At 65.2% G+C, this 20,964-nt stretch carries 21 protein-coding genes; 9 read left to right on the top strand and 12 right to left on the bottom strand.

From position 1 onward, the window contains the following. The first annotated feature begins 134 nt into the window (after positions 1–134). Both WFP44_RS12225 and WFP44_RS12230 read left to right on the top strand, forming a co-directional pair. Complete coding sequence (locus tag WFP44_RS12225; RefSeq protein ID WP_336926836.1) at positions 135–2,885, top strand: ATP-dependent DNA helicase; 2,751 nt, start codon at positions 135–137, stop codon at positions 2,883–2,885. After that, positions 2,882–3,415 carry a SixA phosphatase family protein gene (locus WFP44_RS12230; RefSeq protein WP_336926837.1) on the top strand — a complete coding sequence of 178 codons (534 nt, stop codon included), beginning with the start codon at positions 2,882–2,884 and terminating at the stop codon, positions 3,413–3,415. The genes WFP44_RS12225 and WFP44_RS12230 overlap by 4 nt, the downstream gene beginning before the upstream one ends. A gap of 2 nt (positions 3,416–3,417) precedes the next feature. On the opposite strand, the gene WFP44_RS12235 is transcribed toward WFP44_RS12230, so the two are convergent. From WFP44_RS12235 to rpmF, 5 genes are all read right to left on the bottom strand, one after another. Beyond that, complete coding sequence (locus WFP44_RS12235; protein ID WP_336926838.1) at positions 3,418–3,825, bottom strand: MerR family transcriptional regulator; 408 nt, start codon at positions 3,823–3,825, stop codon at positions 3,418–3,420. 1 nt (position 3,826) lies between these two features. After that, positions 3,827–4,126, bottom strand: a complete 300-nt coding sequence (locus tag WFP44_RS12240) for an integration host factor subunit alpha (protein ID WP_336926862.1) — start codon at positions 4,124–4,126, stop codon at positions 3,827–3,829. Between the two features lie 127 nt (positions 4,127–4,253). Beyond that, positions 4,254–5,222, bottom strand: a complete 969-nt coding sequence (locus WFP44_RS12245) for a beta-ketoacyl-ACP synthase III (protein WP_336926839.1) — start codon at positions 5,220–5,222, stop codon at positions 4,254–4,256. Beyond that, complete coding sequence (plsX, locus tag WFP44_RS12250) at positions 5,219–6,271, bottom strand: phosphate acyltransferase PlsX (protein ID WP_336926840.1); 1,053 nt, start codon at positions 6,269–6,271, stop codon at positions 5,219–5,221. The genes WFP44_RS12245 and plsX overlap by 4 nt, the downstream gene beginning before the upstream one ends. Positions 6,272–6,300: 29 nt before the next feature. Continuing rightward, a complete protein-coding gene (gene rpmF, locus WFP44_RS12255; RefSeq protein WP_336919992.1) occupies positions 6,301–6,483 on the bottom strand; it encodes a 50S ribosomal protein L32 in 183 nt (60 codons plus the stop codon). Between the two features lie 191 nt (positions 6,484–6,674). Here rpmF and WFP44_RS12260 point away from each other — a divergent pair, with 191 nt between their 5' ends. Continuing rightward, the gene (locus tag WFP44_RS12260) at positions 6,675–7,070 is read left to right on the top strand and encodes an MAPEG family protein (RefSeq protein ID WP_336926841.1); all 396 of its coding nucleotides are present in this window, start codon (positions 6,675–6,677) and stop codon (positions 7,068–7,070) included. Here the strand turns inward: WFP44_RS12260 and WFP44_RS12265 are convergent. Then, positions 7,067–7,729, bottom strand: coding sequence for an MBL fold metallo-hydrolase (locus WFP44_RS12265; protein WP_336926842.1), 663 nt, complete (start codon positions 7,727–7,729; stop codon positions 7,067–7,069). The two genes, WFP44_RS12260 and WFP44_RS12265, sit on opposite strands and share 4 nt — an antisense overlap. Before the next feature lie 43 nt (positions 7,730–7,772). Further along, complete coding sequence (locus WFP44_RS12270; protein ID WP_336926843.1) at positions 7,773–8,432, bottom strand: S24 family peptidase; 660 nt, start codon at positions 8,430–8,432, stop codon at positions 7,773–7,775. Between the two features lie 139 nt (positions 8,433–8,571). On the opposite strand from WFP44_RS12270, the gene WFP44_RS12275 reads away from it, so the two are divergent. Both WFP44_RS12275 and WFP44_RS12280 read left to right on the top strand, forming a co-directional pair. Next, positions 8,572–8,760, top strand: a complete 189-nt coding sequence (locus WFP44_RS12275) for a hypothetical protein (protein WP_336926844.1) — start codon at positions 8,572–8,574, stop codon at positions 8,758–8,760. 1 nt (position 8,761) lies between these two features. Next, complete coding sequence (locus WFP44_RS12280) at positions 8,762–9,115, top strand: hypothetical protein (protein WP_336926845.1); 354 nt, start codon at positions 8,762–8,764, stop codon at positions 9,113–9,115. 46 nt (positions 9,116–9,161) lie between these two features. Here the strand turns inward: WFP44_RS12280 and WFP44_RS12285 are convergent, their stop codons facing one another. From WFP44_RS12285 to cobT, 4 genes are read right to left on the bottom strand one after another with little or no spacing between them, the layout of a single operon-like run. Next, on the bottom strand, positions 9,162–10,103 hold the full coding sequence (locus tag WFP44_RS12285; RefSeq protein ID WP_336926846.1) for a D-2-hydroxyacid dehydrogenase: 942 nt from the start codon (positions 10,101–10,103) through the stop codon (positions 9,162–9,164). Beyond that, the gene (cysS, locus tag WFP44_RS12290; protein WP_336926847.1) at positions 10,100–11,587 is read right to left on the bottom strand and encodes a cysteine--tRNA ligase; all 1,488 of its coding nucleotides are present in this window, start codon (positions 11,585–11,587) and stop codon (positions 10,100–10,102) included. Before cysS ends, WFP44_RS12285 begins: the two co-directional genes overlap by 4 nt. A 60-nt stretch (positions 11,588–11,647) precedes the next feature. Then, positions 11,648–12,112: a DUF2939 domain-containing protein gene (locus WFP44_RS12295; RefSeq protein ID WP_336926848.1), complete on the bottom strand. Its 465-nt coding sequence runs from the start codon at positions 12,110–12,112 to the stop codon at positions 11,648–11,650. Then, on the bottom strand, positions 12,112–13,929 hold the full coding sequence (gene cobT, locus WFP44_RS12300; RefSeq protein ID WP_336926849.1) for a cobaltochelatase subunit CobT: 1,818 nt from the start codon (positions 13,927–13,929) through the stop codon (positions 12,112–12,114). Before cobT ends, WFP44_RS12295 begins: the two co-directional genes overlap by 1 nt. 134 nt (positions 13,930–14,063) lie before the next feature. On the opposite strand from cobT, the gene WFP44_RS12305 reads away from it, so the two are divergent. Then, positions 14,064–14,714 carry a DUF2490 domain-containing protein gene (locus WFP44_RS12305; RefSeq protein ID WP_336926850.1) on the top strand — a complete coding sequence of 217 codons (651 nt, stop codon included), beginning with the start codon at positions 14,064–14,066 and terminating at the stop codon, positions 14,712–14,714. Positions 14,715–14,719: 5 nt separating this feature from the next. Here WFP44_RS12305 and WFP44_RS12310 read toward each other — a convergent pair whose 3' ends face one another. Continuing rightward, on the bottom strand, positions 14,720–15,430 hold the full coding sequence (locus WFP44_RS12310) for a DUF4197 domain-containing protein (protein ID WP_336926851.1): 711 nt from the start codon (positions 15,428–15,430) through the stop codon (positions 14,720–14,722). A gap of 62 nt (positions 15,431–15,492) precedes the next feature. On the opposite strand from WFP44_RS12310, the gene WFP44_RS12315 reads away from it, so the two are divergent. The 3 genes from WFP44_RS12315 to WFP44_RS12325 all read left to right on the top strand — a co-directional run bounded on the left by WFP44_RS12315 (position 15,493) and on the right by WFP44_RS12325 (position 20,890). Next, positions 15,493–17,670, top strand: a complete 2,178-nt coding sequence (locus tag WFP44_RS12315) for a primosomal protein N' (protein ID WP_336926852.1) — start codon at positions 15,493–15,495, stop codon at positions 17,668–17,670. Between the two features lie 23 nt (positions 17,671–17,693). Beyond that, a complete protein-coding gene (locus tag WFP44_RS12320) occupies positions 17,694–19,238 on the top strand; it encodes a cryptochrome/photolyase family protein (protein WP_336926853.1) in 1,545 nt (514 codons plus the stop codon). Between the two features lie 92 nt (positions 19,239–19,330). Then, complete coding sequence (locus WFP44_RS12325; protein WP_336926854.1) at positions 19,331–20,890, top strand: tetratricopeptide repeat protein; 1,560 nt, start codon at positions 19,331–19,333, stop codon at positions 20,888–20,890. Positions 20,891–20,964: the final 74 nt, after the last annotated feature.

Below are 20,964 nucleotides of genomic sequence, written 5' to 3' on the forward strand. Positions count from 1 at the left end.
TCCCCCCACCGGGGATAACAGTGGAATGGACGCGAGGAATACTTCGCCAACGCCAAAAGCCGCCCCCGGTTCCCGTGCAAAATGCCGCCCGCGCTGCGTTTACTTTTCGTTCCGGCTGGCGATAGTGGGGCGTAATGGCCGAAACCGCCCCCTGCCCCCCGCCGCTTGCCCTGCCGGCGATCCATGCCAGCCATGCCGGATGCTGGCTGCGCCGCACCGACCGCACCGAGGGCGTGGGCAAAGGCGAGGCGGTGATGGCAGCCGCCGACTCCCCGCTGCTGATGTGCAATGCGCCCCTGCTGGCAACGCGGCTGGGCTATCCCGATCTGTCGGGTCTGGATCTGCTGGAACTGTTCGCCTTCATCCATCCGGCGCGCTTTTGCGTCCCCACGCCGCGCGGCCTTGCCCATGCGCTTGATCTGGAAGAGCCGGCGGGCGACGATGATGTTCCGCGCTTCCTGCAAATGGCTGGCGCTGCACTGCTCGCGCGGCTCAGCGATGCGGGCTGGCCGGAACGTGAGGGGGCGTGGAGCGCGCTGCAATCGCTCGCCCGCTTGCGCTGGAGCTGGGCGGGCGTGATCGCCCCGCATCTGGCCCGGCCTGACCGCGCCGAAAAATGGCTGTTTTCCCGGCTGCCCGAATGGGAGGAGGCAGGCGAACGGCCCCAGCCTGCGCAGATAAGGCTGGAGGATGCCGCGGTGGATGCGCGCCTCGCCGCGCTGACGGGCGACGGGGCCGAACGGCGCGAAGGGCAGCGCGCCTTTGCCCGCGCCGCCGCGCAGATCTTTGCACCCCGCACCCGGCGCGATGCGCCCAATATGCTGCTGGCGCAGGCGGGCACGGGCATCGGCAAGACGCTGGGCTATCTCGCACCTGCCTCGCTATGGGCCGAGGCATCCGGCGGCACGGTATGGGTGTCAACCTATACCAAGAACCTGCAACGCCAGCTGCGCGCCGAAAGCGCCCGCGCCTGGCCCGAAAGGCGCGCCGATGGCAGCCGCCCGGTGGTGATCCGCAAGGGGCGTGAAAATTATCTGTGCCTCCTCAATCTGGAAGACGCGCTGCAAGGCGGCTTTGGCGGGCGGGCGGCCATTCTGGCGCAATTGGTCGCGCGCTGGGCCGCCTATTCGCAGGATGGCGACATGATCGGCGGCGACCTGCCCGGCTGGCTGGGAACGCTGTTCCGCCAACGTGCCATCCGCAGCCTGACCGACCAGCGCGGCGAATGCATCTATGCCGGCTGCCCGCATTACCGCAAATGCTTCATCGAGCGCGCTGCCCGCGCCAGCGCCGGGGCCGATCTGGTGATCGCCAACCACGCGCTGGTCATGGTGAACGCCGCCAGAGGCAGAGATCACGCGCAGCGCCCCACACGCATCATCTTCGACGAAGGCCACCACGTGTTCGATGCGGCCGACAGCACCTTTTCGGCCGCGCTCACGGGCGCGGAGGCGGTGGAACTGAAACGCTGGCTGCTGGGGCCGGAACGCGGATCAAAAGGGCGCCGCCGGGGCCTCGCTGCACGGCTGGCCGATGTGGCGAGTTATGATGAAGCGGGCGGCAAGGCCGTGGCTGCGGCCTGCCACGCTGCCGAAGCCCTCCCCTCGCAAGGCTGGCTGCAACGGCTGGCGGAAGGGCAACCCTCCGGCCCGCTGGAGGAATTGTTCGCGGCCGTGCGCGCCCTCACCTATGCGCGCGACGAGAGCGGGCAGGATGCAGGCTATGCCATAGAGACGGAGGCCGCGCAGCTTGACGGCGCCTTCGTGGAGCTGGCGGGAAGCGCGGCGGCGGCCCTTGCCGAAATCCGCCTGCCGCTGATCCGGCTGGGTATGCGGCTGGAAGCGCTGCTGGCGGAAGGGCCGGACTGGCTCGACCGGCAAGGCCGCGCCCGGATCGAGGGCGCGCGCGGATCGCTCGCCTGGCGCATCGATCTGCTGGCCGCATGGGAAGCCTTGCTGGGCCGGATGGGCGGGCCAGCCGATCCCGACTTTGTCGATTGGCTGGCGGTCGACCGGTCGGAGGCGCGCGATTACGATGTGGGGCTGCACCGCCATTACCTCGACCCGATGAAGCCCTTTGCCCATACCGTGCTGGCGGGCACTCACGGCGTGATGTTGACCAGCGCCACCCTGTGCGATCGCGGCACGGAGGGGCCCGATTGGGCAGGCGCGATTGCCCGGTCGGGCGCCGCGCACCTCGACATCGCGCCGCAACTGGCGCAAGCGGCCAGCCCCTTCGATTACGCAAAAGCCGCCGAAGTTCTGATCGTGACCGATGTGCCCAAGGGCGATCTGGCCGCGCTGGCGGGGGCCTATGCCGCGATAATCGATGCCTGCGGTGGCGGCGTGCTCGGCCTGTTCACCGCGATTCGCCGACTGCGGGCCGTCCATGGCCGCATTGCCGACCGGCTGTCGCGTGCCGGATTGCCGCTTTACGCCCAGCACGTCGATCCCATCGATACCGGCACGCTGGTCGATATCTTCCGCGACGATCCTGCCGCCAGCCTGCTGGGCACCGATGCCCTGCGCGACGGTGTGGATGTGCCCGGCGAAAGCCTGCGCTGCGTGGTGATGGAGCAGGTTCCCTGGCCCAAGCCATCCATCCTGCACCGCGCGCGGCGGGCGGCAAACGGCGGATCGGCGCATGATGACCGGATCATCCGTGCGCGGCTGGCGCAGGCCTTTGGCCGCCTGATCCGCAGCAAGGATGACCGGGGCCATTTCATCGTCCTTTCGCCCGCCTTCCCCACCCGCCTCGCCAGTGCCTTCCCGCCCGGCACGCCGGTTTTGCGCGTCACGCTGGAGGAGGCTTTGCATCGCGTGGCGCGCCCGAATCTGCTAGAGGCAGAAAGCGCCGCTGTGGCGCAGGGAGACCCTGCCCAATGAAACTCCTGGGTCTGTTGCGTCATGCCAAGTCCGATTGGGACGACCTATCGCTGCGCGATTTCGACCGCGGCCTCAACAATCGCGGGCGCAAGGGCGCGGCGCTGATGGGTGCGCATATTTCCGCTTTGGGCCTGCCCTGGCAGCGGATCATCGCCAGCCCGGCGGAGCGGGTGCGCTGCACGCTGGAGGCATCAGGGCTGGGCCTGCCGGTAAGCTGGTGCGACAACGCCTATATGGCCGATGCGGATACGCTGCTGGAACTGCTGCGCAGCCAAGGCGGCAAGGATGAGGCGCTACTGCTGGCCGCACACAATCCCGGCTTGCAGGAACTGGCGCTCAAACTCGTCCCGCCCGAAGGGGAAAACGCGCTGTTTGACGAGGTGATGGCCAAGTTTCCCACGGCCGCGCTGGCGGTGTTCGAACTGGATACAGCCGATTGGGCCGGTATCACGCCGGGCTGCGGCAGGCTGACCCATTTTGTGCGGCCACGCGATCTCGATCCCGCATTGGGGCCGCAGGGGCGCGATTGAGGTCAGGCAGCGTCGAGCGCGCTGGCCAGACGCTGGCGCAATTGCCGCAGGCGACTGCGCACTTCGGCCACGGTTTCGGTGGCAGGGGATGGCGCGGCATCCGCCGCATTTTCCTGCCGATGGTCCGCAGATGGCGCCTGCGCCTTGCCTTCCAGCACCGTGCGCGCCCCTTTCAGCGTATAGCCTTCGCGGTTGACCAACCGGTCAATCGTAGCAACCAGCGCCACATCCTCAGGCCGGTAAAGCCGGCGTCCCCCGCTCCGCTTGAGCGGCTTCAGCATAGGGAATTGCTGTTCCCAATAGCGCAGGATGTGCTGGCGAATGCCAAGAGCAGCCGCCACTTCCCCGATGGTGCGCATGGCACCGGGTGCCTTGCTGTCAGCAAACGGGGAAGCGGGCGGCGTGGTCATGTCAGGAGCCTTGGGCGATCCGGTCCTTCAGCTTGTGGCTGGCGCGGAACGTCATCACCCGGCGCGGCGTGATCGGCACTTCGACGCCGGTCTTGGGATTGCGACCGATGCGCTGCTTCTTGTCACGCAGGACAAAGCTGCCGAAGCCGGAAATCTTCACATTCTCGCCGGCGGCCAGCGCGTCGCTCATCTTGGCGAGGACAGCCTCGACAAGGTCAAGGCTTTCGGCGCGCGAAAACCCCAGCTTGCGGTTGATGGTTTCAGCCAGATCGGCACGTGTCAGCGTGCCCACGGATCGCATAGCGTCCATGCGTCCTCTCCCCTTGCAATATGGCGCGACCCATGCCTCTTATTGCAGCAATAAGAGCAGCTTGACAAGGATTACAAATTTGTTGCGCGCAGGTTTGTCCGGATAATTTGCACAAGCGTCAGACCCGCATCAGGCTGGCACCCCAGGTGAAGCCGCCGCCCATCGCTTCCAGCACCACCAGATCGCCGCGCTTGATGCGCCCGTCGCGCCAGGCGGCATCAAAGGCAAGCGGCACCGACGCGGCAGATGTGTTGGCGTGCCGGTCCACCGTCACGATCACCCGCTCCATCGGCAGGCCCAGCTTGCGCGCGGTGGCATCCAGTATGCGGAAATTGGCCTGGTGCGGCACCACCCAATCAATATCGGCGGGCACATGGCCGGATTTTTCCAGCACATCTTCAAGCACTTGCGCGAGGTTGTTCACGGCATGGCGGAACACTTCGCGCCCCTTCATCCGCATCAATCCCACAGTCTGCGTGGTGGAGGGGCCGCCATCCGTATACAGCAAATCGCGGTGCGACCCATCGGCGTGGAGCTGGCTGAACAGGATTCCGCGCTCTTCGCCTTCTGTGGCATCTTCCGCGCCCAGCACGAAAGCTCCCGCCCCGTCGCCAAACAGCACGCAGGTGGTGCGGTCTTCCCAATCGATCAGCCGGCTGAGGGTCTCGGCGCCGATCACCAGTGCCTTTTTCGCCATGCCTGCGCGGATCATCGCATCGGCCGTGGTCAGCGCATAGAGGAAGCCCGAACACACCGCCGCCACATCAAAAGCGGGAAAACCGCTCCCGCCCAGCGCGTGCTGCACGATCGTGGCGGTGGAGGGAAAGGTCAGATCGGGCGTGCAGGTGCCCAGCACGATCAGGTCGATGTCGGCAATCGTGATACCGGCATTTTCCAGCGCGGCGCGGGCGGCAGCAATTGCCAGCGTGGAGGTGGTTTCGCCCTCGCCCGCGAAATAGCGCTGGCCGATGCCGGTGCGCTCGCGAATCCATTCGTCGCTGGTATCCACCGTCTGTGCCAGATCGTCATTGGTCACGCAGCGCGACGGCAGGGCGGAGCCGGAGCCGAGAAAGACGGAACGGATCATTTGGTGGCGCTTCCCTTGTCGCGCAGCTTTTCGGTGCCCAGTTCAGCGAGATCAGCGGTGATCCGCTCGGTCAGGCTTTCTTCCAGCAGGCGCGCGGCCACGGCCACAGCATTGGCAACGCCCTGCGTATTGGCGCTGCCATGCGATTTCACGATCACGCCGTTGAGGCCCAGAAAGACGCCGCCATTGTGGTTGTTTGGATCGAGGTGATGGCGCAGCAGCTCGGTCGCCGGGCGCGAGACCAGAAACCCGATTTTCGACCGCAAGGAGGAGGTGAAGGCGTTGCGCAGGAGGTCGGTGACGAAACGCGCCGATCCCTCGATGGCCTTGAGCGCGATATTGCCCGAAAAGCCGTCGGTCACCACCACGTCCACTTCGCCGCGGTTGATCTTGTCGGCTTCCACAAAACCTTCGAACGACATGGCAAGACCCGTCGCCGCGCGCAACGCGCGGGCCGCTTCCTGCACGCTGTCAGTGCCCTTGATGTCTTCGGTGCCGATATTGAGCAGGCGCACGCGCGGCGCTTCCTTGCCGGTCACGATGCGCGAATAGGCCGCGCCCATGATGGCAAACTGCACCAGATTGCGCGTATCGCATTCGGTATTGGCGCCCAGATCCAGCATGACGACATCGTTGTCGCCAAGGCTGGGCATCAGCGCAGCGAGCGCCGGCCGGTCGATTCCCGGCATGGTGCGCAGCGCCAGCTTGCTCATCGCCATCAGTGCACCGGTATTCCCCGCGCTGACAGCCGCGCCGCAATCGCCGGTTTTCACGGCGTTGATGGCAAGGCCCATGCTGGTGGTCTTGGCACGGCGCAGCGCAGCAGTGGGCTTTTCATCGCCCGCCACCACATCATCGCAATGCAGGATTTCGGATGCGCCGCGCATATTGGGATGACTGTCGAGCGCGGACTTGATCCGCGTTTCGTCACCCACAAGCAGGAACTTGAACCGGTCGTGCCGACGGCGAGCGAGCGCCGCGCCTGATACCATCACGCGCACGCCTTCATCGCCGCCCATCGCATCGATCGCGATACGCGGCAGGCTCATAAGCGCATTTCCCCCGGAAGCCCTAGAGCTTAGATGCCCTTGGGCTCGAGAATCTGGCGGCCGTTATAGTGGCCGCACGCCGGACACAGATTGTGCGGGCGCTTCAATTCGCCGCAATTGCCGCATTCGTGGAAAGCTTCCACCTTCAGCGCATCGTGGGCACGGCGGTTGCCGCGACGATGCGGCGACGTTTTTCTCTTAGGGACAGCCATCTCGGCACCTGTTCCTTGAAATCAATAAGACCTGTTGGCAGCCGCCCTAGGGCAAGCACAACACCGGCGCAAGCGCGCCGTTTGCTGTCCCTCGGGGATGCGGCGAAGGCGCGCGCTATAGACCATTCTGCCCGCGTTGCAAGCCAAGATGCTTGGCCCTATGCCAATCGCGGGAACGAGGGGACAGCATTATGGACGACCTGCATATTTCGCTTCTGTCCGCGGCACTGGCCGCCCTGATCGCCGGATGGCTGGGGTGGCGCTGCGGCAAGGTGCGCATCTCCGAAAAGATCGTCCACGGCGACGGCGGCCATGCGCTGCTGCACCGCCGGATGCGGGCGCAAAGCAATTTCACCGAATATACCCCGATCGCGCTGGTGCTGATTCTCGTGCTCGATCTGGCCGATCAGGACGGGTGGCTGCTGGGCCTTACCGCGCTGGCCTTCATGGCCGGGCGCGTGCTGCACGCGCTGGGCATGGATGCCGAAGGGCCGGTGAAACCGCGCATGATTGGCATGATGCTGACCTTTCCGCTGCTTCTGCTGTGGGCGATCTGGGCGGCGCTGGCCGCGTTCGGCGTGGTCTAGCCGCGCGCCAGCGCCGCATCGCTGACAAAGGCGTTGGTGCGCCGCTCCTGCCCGAATGTGCTGGTAGGGCCATGGCCGGGCACAAAGGTGACATCATTGCCCAGCGGCCACAATTTGCCGGTAATCGCGTCGAGCAGATCCTGATGATTGCCCATCGGGAAATCGGTGCGGCCGATGCTGCCGGCAAACAGCACATCACCCACAAAGGCAAAGCGTGTGGGGGCATGGAAAAACACCACATGGCCCGGCGTGTGGCCAGGGCAATGGATCACCTCCAGCGTGATTTCGCCAAAGGAAACGCTGTCGCCATCCTTCAGCCAGCGCGTCGGCTCGAACACGCGCGCTTCCATGCCAAAGCGGGGGCCATCCTCGTCAAGACGCGCAATCCAGAACCGGTCCGCTTCGTGCGGGCCTTCGATCGGAAGGCCCAGTTCTTCGGCCAGCATACCTGCCTGCCCGCAATGATCGGCATGGCCGTGGGTGAGGAAAATCCTTTCCAGCGTCACGCCTGCGCGGGCAACCGCATCCTTCAGCCGCGCCAGATCGCCGCCCGGATCGATCAGCGCCCCTTTCATCGTTTTGGAACACCAGACGAGCGAGCAATTCTGCTCGAACGCGGTCACGGGGATGATGGCGGCCTTGAGCGGGGATTCCTGCATGGGGGTTAAGTGGCAAGCGCTGCGGCCAAAGGCAACCTCTGGCCTAGACCCGCCCGCTCTTCCACACCACGCGGCCCAGCAGTTCGAAATCCTGTGCCTCCACCGACAAGGGAGGATAAGCAAGATTCTGGCTGAGGAGGGAGAAGCGGCCCGCCCCCTGCGCGGTCACCCGCTTGACCAGCAGATTGCCATCCAGCCGCAGGACATAGATGCCATCGCGGAACGGCTGCGCGCGGGTATCAACCAGCAGATCGTCCCCTTCCCGCAGCAAAGGCTCCATCGAATCGCCGATCACGCGGACAGCGGACAGCTTACCTGCTTCCAGCCCCTGCTCACGCAGCCATTTCCGGCTGAAGCGGAAGGCGTCGAACGCGGTTTCCGCGGCCGCCGCCGCGCCCGGCCCAGCCGAAGCTTCCACCAGAAGGCGCGGCACATCGACCCAGTCACCCGTGTCGGTATAGGATTTTTCCTCCACCGCCCCGAGCAGGATTTCGGACACACCAAAGAAACGGGCCAGTTTGCGCCGGTCGTCCTCCTCCAGCTTTCGCGGGCTGCCTTTCGAGATATATTGCTGCAAATAGGTAGTATTACGGCCCAACATCCTGGAAAGCGAAGCGAGGCTGCTGCCCCTCTCGCGCGCCAATCGCGCCAATGTCTCGCGTGCTTCCATGGTCTGTGTCCCCGCTGTGGCGTCGTTCAGCATCCTACATAATGTATTTTTCCTAGACAAGTAGGATTTCCAGCGACAGCAAAGAGAGAGGGGCGATTCGGCGCCTCCGGCTCACCTGGCGCACCGCCAGTCTGGCCTGCAGCATGAACGAACACGAGAAGGGGAACCCGCGATGCTGATCCGCAAAATCGAAGTCTTCCTGCGAAGGACGGGGATGCCCGCCACGCGCTTCGGCCGCCTTGCCACGCAGGATCCGCGCTTTGTGCTGGATCTGCGCAACGGGCGCACACCCCGATCCGAGACCGAAAAAAAGGTGGAACATTTCATGAACGAATACCGGGAGCGGACCCATGCATATTGAAGTGAAAAGCGCCCCCCTTGCCCCGCGCACCGCTCCCAAGAAGCGGCGCAGCACGGCGGACCGCCTGAACGAGGCCCTGCTGGCGCTGGCAGGCGGACACGCCACCGTCACCCGGCACAGCGAGGCGGGTTGGGCCAGCATCACCTTTGCCGGCACGCGGCACCGGGTGGAACTGGAATTTGCCGGCGATGCCGCCGTGGAAGCGGGCGAATGTTTCCTGGCCTTCCTGCCCGAACACGAATTTGCCATTCCAGGGCAATTGGTAGCCGATGCGGCGGTGGTGGAAGTCGATCACAGCGCCCATCCGCCGCTGCTGCGTGTCACGTGCGAATTGCTGCTGCTGGAAGAAAGCTGACCCCATTTGCCCCCTTCCCGATTGCGGGAGGGGGGCTGGCCCGCATTCAATAGCCCAGCGCCAGATCAACCTCGGACACCAGCGGCGCACCGCTCAGATAGGCCTCGCAATTGGCGAGGAAGCGCTGGGCGGCGGCAACCTTGCTGGCCAGCGTGGGCAGACCCGCCATGTGCATGGTAATCTGCGCGCCGGGCGCATCCCACAGCGGGTGATCGGGTGGCAGCGGTTCGGGATCGGTCAGATCGAGGATCGCCCCGCCCAGCTTGCGGGCATTAAGCGCGGCAATCAGCGCGCCCTGATCCAGCGCATCGGCCCGCCCCATATTCACCAGCACAGCGCCGGGCTTCATGCGGGCGAGCACATCGGCGCTGACGACCCCGCGCGTTTCGGGTGTGCCGGGCATGGCCATGACCACCCAGTCAAATTCGCCCACGCGCGCCTGCCATTCCTGCGGCCCCAGCGCGCCATCTGCGCCCGACCGGCGCACCGGCACCACTTCCACCCGAAAGCCCGAAAGCATCCGCGCAATCGCCTGCCCGATTTCGCCATAGCCCAGGATCAGGACCTTGGCTCCTGCCAGTTCACGGTTGCCCTCCATCCGCGGGGCGAGCCATTCGTGCCGGTCGCCCGCGCGGACAATATCGGCATGGCCGCGCGCAAAGGCGAGCATCGCCATCACCGCGAATTCGGCCACGGTATTGGCGTTGAGACCCGACCCGTTGGTGAGCCGCACGCCGCGCGCCTTGAGATCATCCAGCGGCAGCCAGTCCACCCCGGCAAAGAAGGAATTGAGCCATTTGAGGTCGCGCGCACGGCGGATGGCTTCCAGCGGCGCGGATTTGTCGAACATATCGAACCAGCCGATCTCCGCCTGCGGGGCGAGCGCCACCAGTTCCTCGCCGGTCTCCCACCACAGCGGGGTGATCTGCGGCGGCAAGCGTCCTTCAAGCAGAGGGCGCGCCTGCGCGGTGATAAGGGCGGTAGTCACAATTTCCATTCCCACCCCAGCGGATCGCCGTCCATCACTTCCACGCCCTTCGCGGCCAGTTCATCGCGCAAAGCATCGGAGCGGGAAAAGTCCTTGGCGGCGCGCGCATCCTTGCGCTGGGCAATTATGGCTTCGACCTCATCGGCATCCATCACGGCAGCCTTGGGCCGAATCCGCAAGTCGGCGCGATCCAGTGAGAGCAGCCCCAGCCCCAACACCGCATCCATCGCCGCAATGGCTTGCAGGCGATGCTCCGGATCGAGCTTCTTCATGCCCAGCACCTCCTCCAGCACGGTCAGCGCCTGGGGCGAGTTCAAGTCATCCGAAATCGCCTCGTCAAACCGGGCAAGCAGCGGCAGCAGCGCACCGCCGATTTCGCCCCGCGCGCCGTCCAGCGTCCAGCCGCCTTCCGGCTCGGCGGGCAGGGTTTCGGCGCGCGCCTTGGCATTCTCCACCGCGATCAGCATCCGCTTGAGCCGCGTCAGCGCCGCTTCCAGCCCTTCCCAGCTGAATTCCAGCTCGCTGCGGTAATGCGCCTGAAGGCACATCAGCCGGTAGGCGAGCGGGTGGAAGCCCTTGTCGATCAGCAATTGCAGGCGCAGGAACTCGCCCGAAGATTTGCTCATCTTGCCAGAGCGTTCGACGAGGAAGTTGTTGTGCATCCACAGCTTCGCGCCCGAATTGCTGGGTTCGGCTAGGCTGCCGCAGCCGCAGAACGCCTGGTTCTGCGCGATTTCGTTGGGGTGGTGGATTTCGCGGTGGTCAATGCCGCCGGTGTGAATGTCGAAGGGGAAGCCCAGCAGCGCCCCGCTCATCACGCTGCATTCCAGATGCCAGCCCGGCGCGCCGCGGCCCCAGGGGCTGTCCCATTCCATCTGCCGCGTCTCGCCCGGCGGTGTCTTGCGCCAGATCGCGAAATCAGCCGCGTTGCGCTTGCCTTCCACCGCCTCGATCCGGCCCTCCCCTTCTTCGGTCTGCGCGCGGGCAAGACGGCCGTAATCGGCCACGGTCGAAACATCGAAATACAGCCCGCTGTCGAGTTCGTAGCAGTGCTTGTCCGCAATGCTTTGCGCAAATTCAATCATTTGCGGCACGAACTTGGTGGCGATTGTCCATTCTTTGGGCTGGCGGATATTGAGCGCCTTTACATCGGCCCAATAGGCTTGCGTATAATGCTGCGCGATGTCCCAGATGGATTGCGCCTTTTCGGCGGCCATCTTCTCCATCTTGTCCTCACCCGCGTCGGCATCATCGGTCAGGTGCCCGACATCGGTGATGTTGATGATGTGGGTGAGCTTATAGCCCTTCCAGCTCAGCGTCCGGCCCAGCAGATCGGCAAAGACATAGGCGCGCATATTGCCGATATGCGGGTAATTATACACGGTCGGCCCGCAGGAATAGACGCGCGCTTCCCCCGGATGGACAGGCTGGAACATTTCCCGCTGGCGGGTGAGCGAATTGAACAGGTGAAGCGGCGTGGTCATGGCATAGGCCTTTGGGGGACAAGCCGCGCCCCGGTCAAGCGGCGGGCGCTAAAGACGCAATTAGAGCCTCAGGCCCACCATCTGCCAGCCAAGCCCCTGCCGCTCGAACACCAGTTGCGGCCCCGGCGTCCCGTCCTCGTATGTGGAGACGCCGCGCACCTGGTTCGGCCCGTCATAGGCAACGCCCCATGACAAATCCTGCCCCGGCATGGCGGGGCTGACATCGAGCAGCACGGCCATGCCGCCCGGCGTCACCAGCGTATCGATCGCCGCGCCGCCGATATTTTTGACGATGCCGTCGCCAATCCGGTCGAACAGGCCGGTATCGCCATCGTCGCGGCTGGCGGAAAGATCGGCCTTCATCTGGCCGCGCACACGGTCAAAATCGATCCGGGCGCGCAGTTCGTCGCCATTGCCGTCCTGTGCCGCATTGACGATGCGCCACATCGCATACCACGGCGATGCGGCATACCAGCCGCCAAGGAGGAGCGCGGCAAGCAGCGCCAGTTTGAGCAGTCCACGCATCACTCTACCTCGAACAGGCCCGCCAGTTGTTCGATGATGGTGCCGCCCAGCTGCTCCACATCCATGATCGTGACCGCGCGCTTGTAATAGCGCGTCACATCATGGCCGATGCCGATGGCGACCAGTTGCACCGGCGATTGCTTCTCGATCCAGTCGATCACCTTGCGCAAATGCGTTTCGAGGTAGCCTGCATTATTCACGCTCAGCGTTGAATCATCCACCGGCGCGCCATCGGAAATCACCATCAGGATGCGGCGATCCTCGCGCCTCCCCAGCATCCGCTCATGCGCCCAGAGCAGCGCCTCGCCGTCGATGTTTTCCTTGAGCAATCCCTCGCGCATCATCAGGCCCAGATTCTTGCGCGCACGGCGATAGGGTTCGTCCGCCTTCTTGTAGATGATGTGGCGCAGATCGTTCAGGCGGCCGGGATCGGGCGGCTTGCCATCGGCCAGCCAGCGTTCGCGGCTCTGCCCGCCTTTCCACGCGCGGGTGGTGAAGCCCAGGATTTCCACCTTCACCCCGCACCGCTCCAGCGTGCGCGCCAGAATGTCCGCGCTGATCGCGGCGATGGAAATGGGGCGCCCGCGCATCGAACCGGAATTGTCGATCAGCAGCGTGACGACCGTGTCCTTGAACTCGATATCCTGTTCGACCTTGTAGGACAGCGAATGGCCGGGCGACACGACCACGCGCGCCAGCCGCGCGGCATCCAGCAACCCTTCTTCCTGATCGAAATCCCAACTGCGGTTCTGCTGCGCCATCAGGCGGCGTTGCAGCCGGTTGGCCAGCCGCGTTACCACCGCGCCAAGCCCGGCAAGCTGGCTGTCGAGATAGGCACGCAGCCGATCGAGTTCCTCGAAATCGCACAGATCCTGCGCCTCCACCACTTCGTCAAAGGCGGTGGTGTATATGCGATAGTCGAAGGTATCGGGCAGATCGGTCCACGGGCGGTTGGGGCGCACGGGCATCATGCCCTCCTCGCCCTCGTCGCCGGGATCGCCCTCGGTCATTTCCTGTTCTTGCCCTGCGGCTTCGCTCTCCTCGGTCTCGCCTTCGCCCTCGGTCTGTTCCGCGGCTACCTGCGTCTGCTGCTGGTCAGAGCCTTCGTTGGCATCGGGGCTGTCCTGCTCCTCGCCATCGTCGGTCTTGTCCTCGTGGCCTTCGGGTTCGTCATGGTCGTGATCGTCTTGGGTCTGCACCAGTTCGAGATGGCGCAGCATATCGAGACTGAGCGTCTGGAACGCCCGCTGATCATCGAGCGAATGGGCCAGCCGTTCGAAATCGCCGCCCGCCTTTTCCTCGATCCAGTCGCGCAGCATCTCCACGCCGGCGCGCGCGGGTTCGGGCACGGGCTGCCCGGTCAGCTTTTCACGCAGCAGCAGGGCCAGCGCGGACTGCACCGGGACCTCGTCGGCATTGGTTGCGCGCGTGATGGGATCGGCGGCCACGCGCATTTGCATGGCGGCATCCAGATTCCCCCGCATCCCGGCGTAGTTATTGGCCCCCAGCGCTTCGTAGCGGACTGTTTCCACCGCGTCGTAACAGGCGCGCGCGGCAGGTTCAGCGGGCGCGTTGCGCGCGTGCAACCGCTCATTATGGTGCCGCTGGCGCAGCGCGAAGCTGTCGGCAAAGCCGCGCGCCTCCTGCGCTTCGGCGGCGGGCAGAGTGCGCGGCGGCATCGGCACACGGATCGTGTTGCCTTGCAGATTGGGCGCTTCGGCCGTCCATGTCACCTCGGTCTCCGCGTCACGCCCGATCGCGCGGGCGGCACCGGTAAGCGCCTGCTTGAAACGGTCGAGGGGTGATTCTTGGCTCATGACAACGCGCTTGTCCGTAGAGGACGCAGCAGGCGCGGTGCAAGGCATGACTGCCTCCGCTTGCAGATTGCCATTGCGGGTGCCTGCCATTATGGGCCGGATTTCCCGTCGCCACATGGGGGACAATCCGGCCCGTGTTCACTCGATCGCTCGCCCGCATCGCCGCGGGGCTGCTTGCCCTGCTTTATCCTGCACCTGCGCTGGCGACGCGGGATGACGGCCAGCTCTGGTTCATTCTGTCGGGCGTGGTGCCGCTGGATGACGGGGTGAGCGCCACGCTGGAGGCATCACCCCGGCTGCGCGAGAATGCCGACCAGCTTCTGCTTCGCGGCCATGTGGATGTGCGCGTGGCCCAAGGGCTGGATGCAGGTGGAGGCGCCGCATGGGTCGAACAGGCAGGCGGGCACGAATTCCGCGTCCACCAGCAGATGCAATGGACGGACGGCCCGCTGCAATTGCGCACACGCGTGGAGCAGCGCTTTTTCGCCGGCGCAGACCGTGCCCAATTGCGCCTGCGTCAGCGCGTGCAGTTGACTTTGCCGGTGGCAGCGCGCCTGCGGGGCGTTGCCAATGCCGAGCTGTTTTATATCGCGGTTCCGGAAAACCGCGTGCAATCGGCACGGGTGGACAGCTGGCGGCTTAATCTGATGGCCAATTACCGCCTTTCACCCCGTGCCGAACTGGGCGCAGGTTATCTGGCGATCTATGCCCCGCGCCCCGGCCCCGGACCTGCCGGTGCTGACCGCCTGTCGCACGTGCCCCAGATCCGGCTGACCTTGCGCTGAGGCGATCAAAGGTAGCTGGCCGCCCCGAACACCCCGATCAGCAGCGGATCGTTGGTGGCGCGCGGATTGGCGCGGATCGCGGCTTCCTCCACCCCGATTTCCTGCCAGATCACATCGTTCACGCGGGTGGAGAAGGTGGTGGCCACCCCCGGCACATCGACACCGGTCAGCGCGGAGAGCATCTGGCCCACCAGCGGTTCCTGGGCGATGCGCATGGCCCGCCCCACTTCGGGCACCATCGCTTCAATCAGCGCGTTGCCCATTTGCTGCCGCAGGAAGCCGGTGGCCGCCGTTGGTCCGCCGCGCACCAGCGCCACCGCGTTTTCGAACCCGATCACGCGCACCGCGTCTGTGACCAGTGGCGCAGCGCGATCGCTGGCATCGCGGGCAAATCCGGCAAAGGCGCGTTCCAGCCGGGTCTTGAACAGGGCGGAGGTGAGGATCGAAGTCAGCACATTGCCGCGATTGCCCAGGAACCCTTCAAGGCCCAGCTGCGCGACATTGGCATCCCAGTACCCGCCCGGCGCGGTCAGCCGGGCAAAGGCGTTCATGCTGGACAAGAACAGAAGCTGGCGGATCGCATCAACAAGGCTCCACCTCTGCGTGGTGGCGCAGGCGGGCAAGGTCAGCACGGCGCCGCCCGCCAACAGGCCGCCAATCATCCTGCGGCGATCAAGGCCGATCTTTTCCAGAGCCCCATTTTCCCGATTCGTCATCGCCTTTTCTCCTTCCCCATCCTTGCGGCCCACCCACATCGCCGTTCATAGCTGGCCTTACCATGAACCGTGTTCGCCTGCTCATCTTCAATGCCGCGCTGGGCCCGCTGGATTACCGCGTGCCCGATGGCATGATTGTGCGCCCCGGCTCGGTCGTAATTGCCCCGCTGGGCCCTCGGCAAGTGCTGGGCATTGTCTGGGAACCCGAACGCCTGCCGGCCGAATCGGTGCCCGATGCCAAGCTGCGCCCGCTGCTGGGGCTGGTTCCGGTGCCGCCGCTGAAGCCGGAACTGATGCGGCTGATCGAATGGACGGCGGATTATTATTGCGCCCCGCTTGCATCGGTCGCGCGGATGGTGATCGCCAGCGGCGGCGCGCTGCGCGGCCCGTCCACCCTTACCGAATACCGCCTGTCGGGCGGGCTGCCCGAACGGCTGACTCCGCAAAGGCAGGCCGCGATGGAGGCACTGGAAGGCGAACAGGCGACGATCCGCGAACTGGCGGGAATAGCCGGAGTGTCCGAAGGCGTGCTGCGCGGCCTTGTGAATCAGGGCGTGCTGGAACCGGTGGAGGTCGATTGCGACCGCCCCTACCCTCGTGCCAACCCGGCCTTCGCTCCGCCTGAATTGAACCCGCAGCAGGCCGAAGTTGCGAAGCGCTTGGCAGGAGCGGTTCGGGCTAGGCAGTTCCAGCCCTTCCTGCTTGATGGTGTAACCGGATCGGGCAAGACCGAGACCTATTTCGAGGCGGTCGCTGCGGCGTTGCAGGCCGGACGGCAGGTTCTGGTCCTGCTGCCCGAAATCGCGCTGACCGAAGCCTTCCTCAAGCGCTTTGAGGGCCGGTTCGGTGCGCCGCCCGTCTTGTGGCATTCCTCGCTCAAGAGCACCGAGCGGCGGCGGGCGTGGCGGGCAATTGCCAGCGGGCCAAGAGATGGTGGGGCGCAGGTGGTGGTGGGGGCGCGCTCCGCCCTGTTCCTGCCCTACGCCGACCTCGGCCTGATCGTGGTGGACGAAGCGCACGAAGTCAGCTTCAAGCAGGATGACGGGGTGCGCTACAACGCGCGCGATGTGGCGGTGATGCGCGCGCGGTTCGAAAGCCTGCCCGTGGTGCTGGCCAGCGCCACGCCGGCGCTGGAAAGCCTGGCGATGGCCGAACAGGGCGTTTACGAAAGGCTGGTGCTCGATGCCCGCTTTGGCGGGGCGCAGATGCCCGCCATCGCCACGGTCGATCTGACCAAGGAGAAGCCGCCGCGCCAGCACTGGCTGGCCCCGCCGCTGGTGGAGGCGCTGAAGGATCGGCTGGCCAAGGGCGAGCAATCGCTCTTGTTCCTCAACCGGCGCGGCTATGCCCCGCTGACGCTGTGCCGGCATTGCGGCCACCGCTTCAAATGCCCCAATTGCAGCGCATGGCTGGTGGAGCATCGCCTCTCCGCGCGGCTGGCCTGCCACCATTGCGGGCTGGAAACCGCCACGCCCGACACTTGCCCCGAATGCGGCGAAGGCGATTGCCTGGTCGCGTGTGGCCCCGGCGTGGAGCGGATTGCGGATGAAGTGGCCGAAATCCTGCCCGATGCGCGCATTGCCGTGGTCACATCCGACACGATCAACTCACCCGAAAAGGCGGCGGAGTTCATCGCGATGGCGACAAGCGGCGCGATCGACGTGATCGTGGGCACGCAGCTTGTAACCAAGGGGTTCCACTTCCCCGAACTGACGCTGGTGGGCGTGATCGATGCGGATCTGGGGCTGGAAGGCGGCGATCTGCGCGCAGCGGAGCGGACCTATCAGCAAGTGGCGCAGGTCGCGGGCCGCGCGGGTCGCGGGGCCAAGCCGGGCGAAGTGCTGATCCAGACGCGCCATCCGCAAGCGCCCGTGATCGCCGCGCTTGCTGCGGGGGACCGCGACGCCTTCTATGCCGCCGAAACTGAGGCGCGCCGCGATGCAGGCGCGCCGCCCTTTGGCCGCTGGGCCGCGATCATCGTATCGAGCGAGGATGATGCCGAAGCGCGCGAGGCGGCAAACCGGATCGGCGCAACCCGCCCCATGCTGGCAGACGTGCAGATCCTTGGCCCTGCGCCCGCCCCCATGGCGCTGCTGCGCGGGCGCTACCGCTACCGCCTGCTGCTCAACGCCCGGCGCAGCGCGAAGGTGCAGGAGGTGATCCGCCAATGGCTGGGCGCGCTGAGCCATCCGCAAGGCGTGCGGGTGAGCGTGGACATTGATCCGTATAGCTTCGTGTGAGGGTGCACTTAGAGCCGCGTGCCATGACCGGAACCGTTCTCGTTCCCGTGCTGGGCGACCAGCTCAGCCATTCGCTTGCCAGCTTGCGCGGCCGTGACAAGGCGCACACGCGCGTGCTGATGATGGAGGTGGCCGAGGAGGCGACCTATGTCCCCCATCACAAGCAGAAGCTGGTGCTGTTCTTTTCCGCCATGCGCCACTTCGCCGCCGAACTGCGCGCCGATGGCTGGCAGGTGGATTATGTGAAGCTGGACGATCCCGCAAATGCAGGCAGCTTTACCGGCGAAGTGGCGCGCGCGGTGGAGCGGCACAACCCCAGCGCGATCCGCGTCGTGGAACCGGGCGAATGGCGCGTGCGGGCCGCGATGGAGAAATGGGCAGACAAGTTCGCCTGCCCGGTGGAAATCCTTCCCGACGACCGCTTCATCGCCAGCCTGACCGAATTCCGCGACTGGGCCGATGGGCGCAAAGCGCTGCGCATGGAATATTTCTACCGCGAAATGCGCCGCAAGACCGGCCTGTTGATGGACGACGGGGAGCCGGTGGGCGGGCAGTGGAATTACGACCACGACAACCGCGAACCGCCGAAGAATGGTCTTTCCGCCCCGCCCCGCCCGCTATTCGCGCCCGATACCATCACGCGCGAAGTTATCGCGCTTGTCGAAGCGCGCTTTCCCGGCAATTTCGGCAATCTGGGCAGCTTCCACTGGCCGGTGACAGCCGCACAGGCGCAAACCGCCGCCCACGCCTTCTTTGCCGAGCGGCTGGCCGATTTCGGGCAGTATCAGGACGCGATGCTGCACGGGCAGGACGATCTGTTCCACTCCATGTTGTCGACCAGCATCAATCTCGGCCTGCTCGACCCGCTGGCATTGTGCCGCCGGGCGGAAGCCGAATACCGCGCCGGGCGCGCCCCGCTCAATTCGGTGGAGGGGTTCATCCGCCAGTTGATCGGCTGGCGCGAATATGTGCGCGGCTTCTACTGGCTGACAATGCCGGGGCTGGCGCAGGCGAACGAACTGGCCGCCAATCGCCCGCTTCCCGCCTTCTGGTGGACAGGCCAAACCGATATGCGCTGCCTTGCGGACAGCATCCGATCCACGCATGACAACGCGCACGCGCACCATATACAGCGGCTGATGGTGCTGGGCAATTTCGCCCTTCTGGCCGGCATCCGCCCTCAGCACGTGCAGGAATGGTTTCTGGCCGTGTATGCCGATGCGCTCGAATGGGTGGAACTGCCCAATGTCGCGGCCATGGCGCTCTATGCCGATGGCGGGATGCTGGCTTCCAAGCCCTATGCCGCCAGCGGCGCCTATATCAACCGGATGTCGGATTACTGCGGCAAATGCCGTTACAAGGTGTCGGCAAAGACCGGGCCGGATGCCTGCCCGTTCAACCCGCTTTACTGGCATTTCCTGCACCGCAACCGGCCTGCACTGGAAGCGAATCCGCGCATTGGCCGCATCTATGCGACATGGGACCGGATGGATGCGGGCAAGCGCGCCGATTATCTGGCAAGTGCGCAGGCCTTTGTGGACGAACTGGCCCCTGCCCGCGCAGAATAATGATTTCAGCCGCAATCACCCGTTCACAAGCCGGCCGGTATCCGCCAAGCTGGCACCGCTTCGAATCGCAGCAGTTTTAAGGACATATTTCCATGCGTCTGATCCTGGCGGCCCTTGCGCTGTTCTGTCTTGCCCTTCCTGCCCAGGCGCAGACATGGTGGGAGGCCGAAACGGCGCATTTCATCATCAAATCGCGCGACAGCGAGGCGGCCACGCGCGAATTTGCGGCGCAGGTCGAACGGTTCGATCGCGGCCTGCGTTTCTTGAACGGACTGGATGAAAACCACGTGCAGGTCAGCCGGGCGAACAAGCCGGTGATCTACCGCTTTGGCGATTACAACGACATGGCACGCATGGCCGGCGCGCCGGGATCAGGTATTGCCGGCTTCTTCATCAGCCGGGCTGGACGCGCGGTGGCATTCGTGCCCACGCGCGGCTTCACCACCAACAATTCGCGCGAACGGCGCGGCCCGGTGCGCGATAACCCGGCCGAGGTGCTGTTCCACGAATACACGCATTATTTCATGATGCAGAATTTCCCGGCGGCCTATCCCGGCTGGTATTCGGAAGGCTATGCCGAGATGCTCTCGACCATGCGCTTCCTCGATGGCGGGGCGTTCCACATTGGCGATCCGCCGCAGAGCCGCGCATTCCAGATTTTCCAGATGCAGAGCTTTCGCCTGCACGAAATGCTCGATTCCAACCACCGGATGAGCCGGCGCGACGCGTTCCAGCAATATGGCACGGGCTGGCTGCTGACGCATTATCTCAGCTTCAACCCGGAACGCGAGCAGGTGCTGCGCAATTACCTTGTTGCGCTGGGCAATGGCGCGGATTCGCTGGCCACCGCGCGCGAAATGTTCGGCGATCTGCGCGCGCTGGAGCGCGAGCTTGACCGCTACAAGGGTGGGCCCTTCCCCGGCTATACCGTGCGGCCAAACCTGACCAGCGAACCGCAGGTCGCCATGCGTCAACTGGGCGCGGACGAAGTGGCGTTGATTACCCACGAAATGCGGTTGCAGGTAGGCGTGACCGAAAGTGCGGCCCGCACCCTCGCGCGCGATCTGCGCAATCTTGCTGGCCGCTTCCCCGACAGTGCCGCCGTGCAGCGGTGGCTGGCCGAAGCGGAATATGACGCCAAGAACTACACCGCAGCCGACGAGTCCGCCGCGCGCGCGCTGGCGCTCGATCCACGCAATGTGGATGCCCTGCTCTACCGCGCGATGGCCGCGATCGAAATGGCCAAGGACGAGCCTGCCTATCTGGCAGCGGCGCGCGGGCATCTGGCGGCGGCGGTGCAGATGGATGACGAGGATCCGCGCGCAATGATCCTCTATTACCGCACCTATTACGATGAAACGGACGGCCAGCCCCCCGAAAGCGCCATCCTCGCGCTGGAGCAGGCGCTCGATCACGCAGGCATGGATTTCGAATACCGGCTGATGCTGGGGCGGCAACTGGTGCTGGAAGACAGGCTGCCCGAGGCCCGGATCGTGATGCTGCCGGTGCTGTTTCGTGGCCATGCCATTACGCCGGATCGTGATGACCGCCCGACGCCGCAGGGAATCCTCGACGCGCTCGCCGCCAATGACCGCGACCGCTCGCTGGATCTGATCAACCGGTTGCTGAAACCGGATGACGAACAGGCCTAGGGCGTAGACTCATTAGCGGCGATCCATAGGCGTGTGCAGAAGAGCTTGATGGCAGCGAGGAAGTTATCGCTTCG

Source organism: Alteraurantiacibacter palmitatis (assembly GCF_037154115.1).
GTDB classification, from domain to species: Bacteria; Pseudomonadota; Alphaproteobacteria; order Sphingomonadales; family Sphingomonadaceae; genus Alteraurantiacibacter; species Alteraurantiacibacter palmitatis.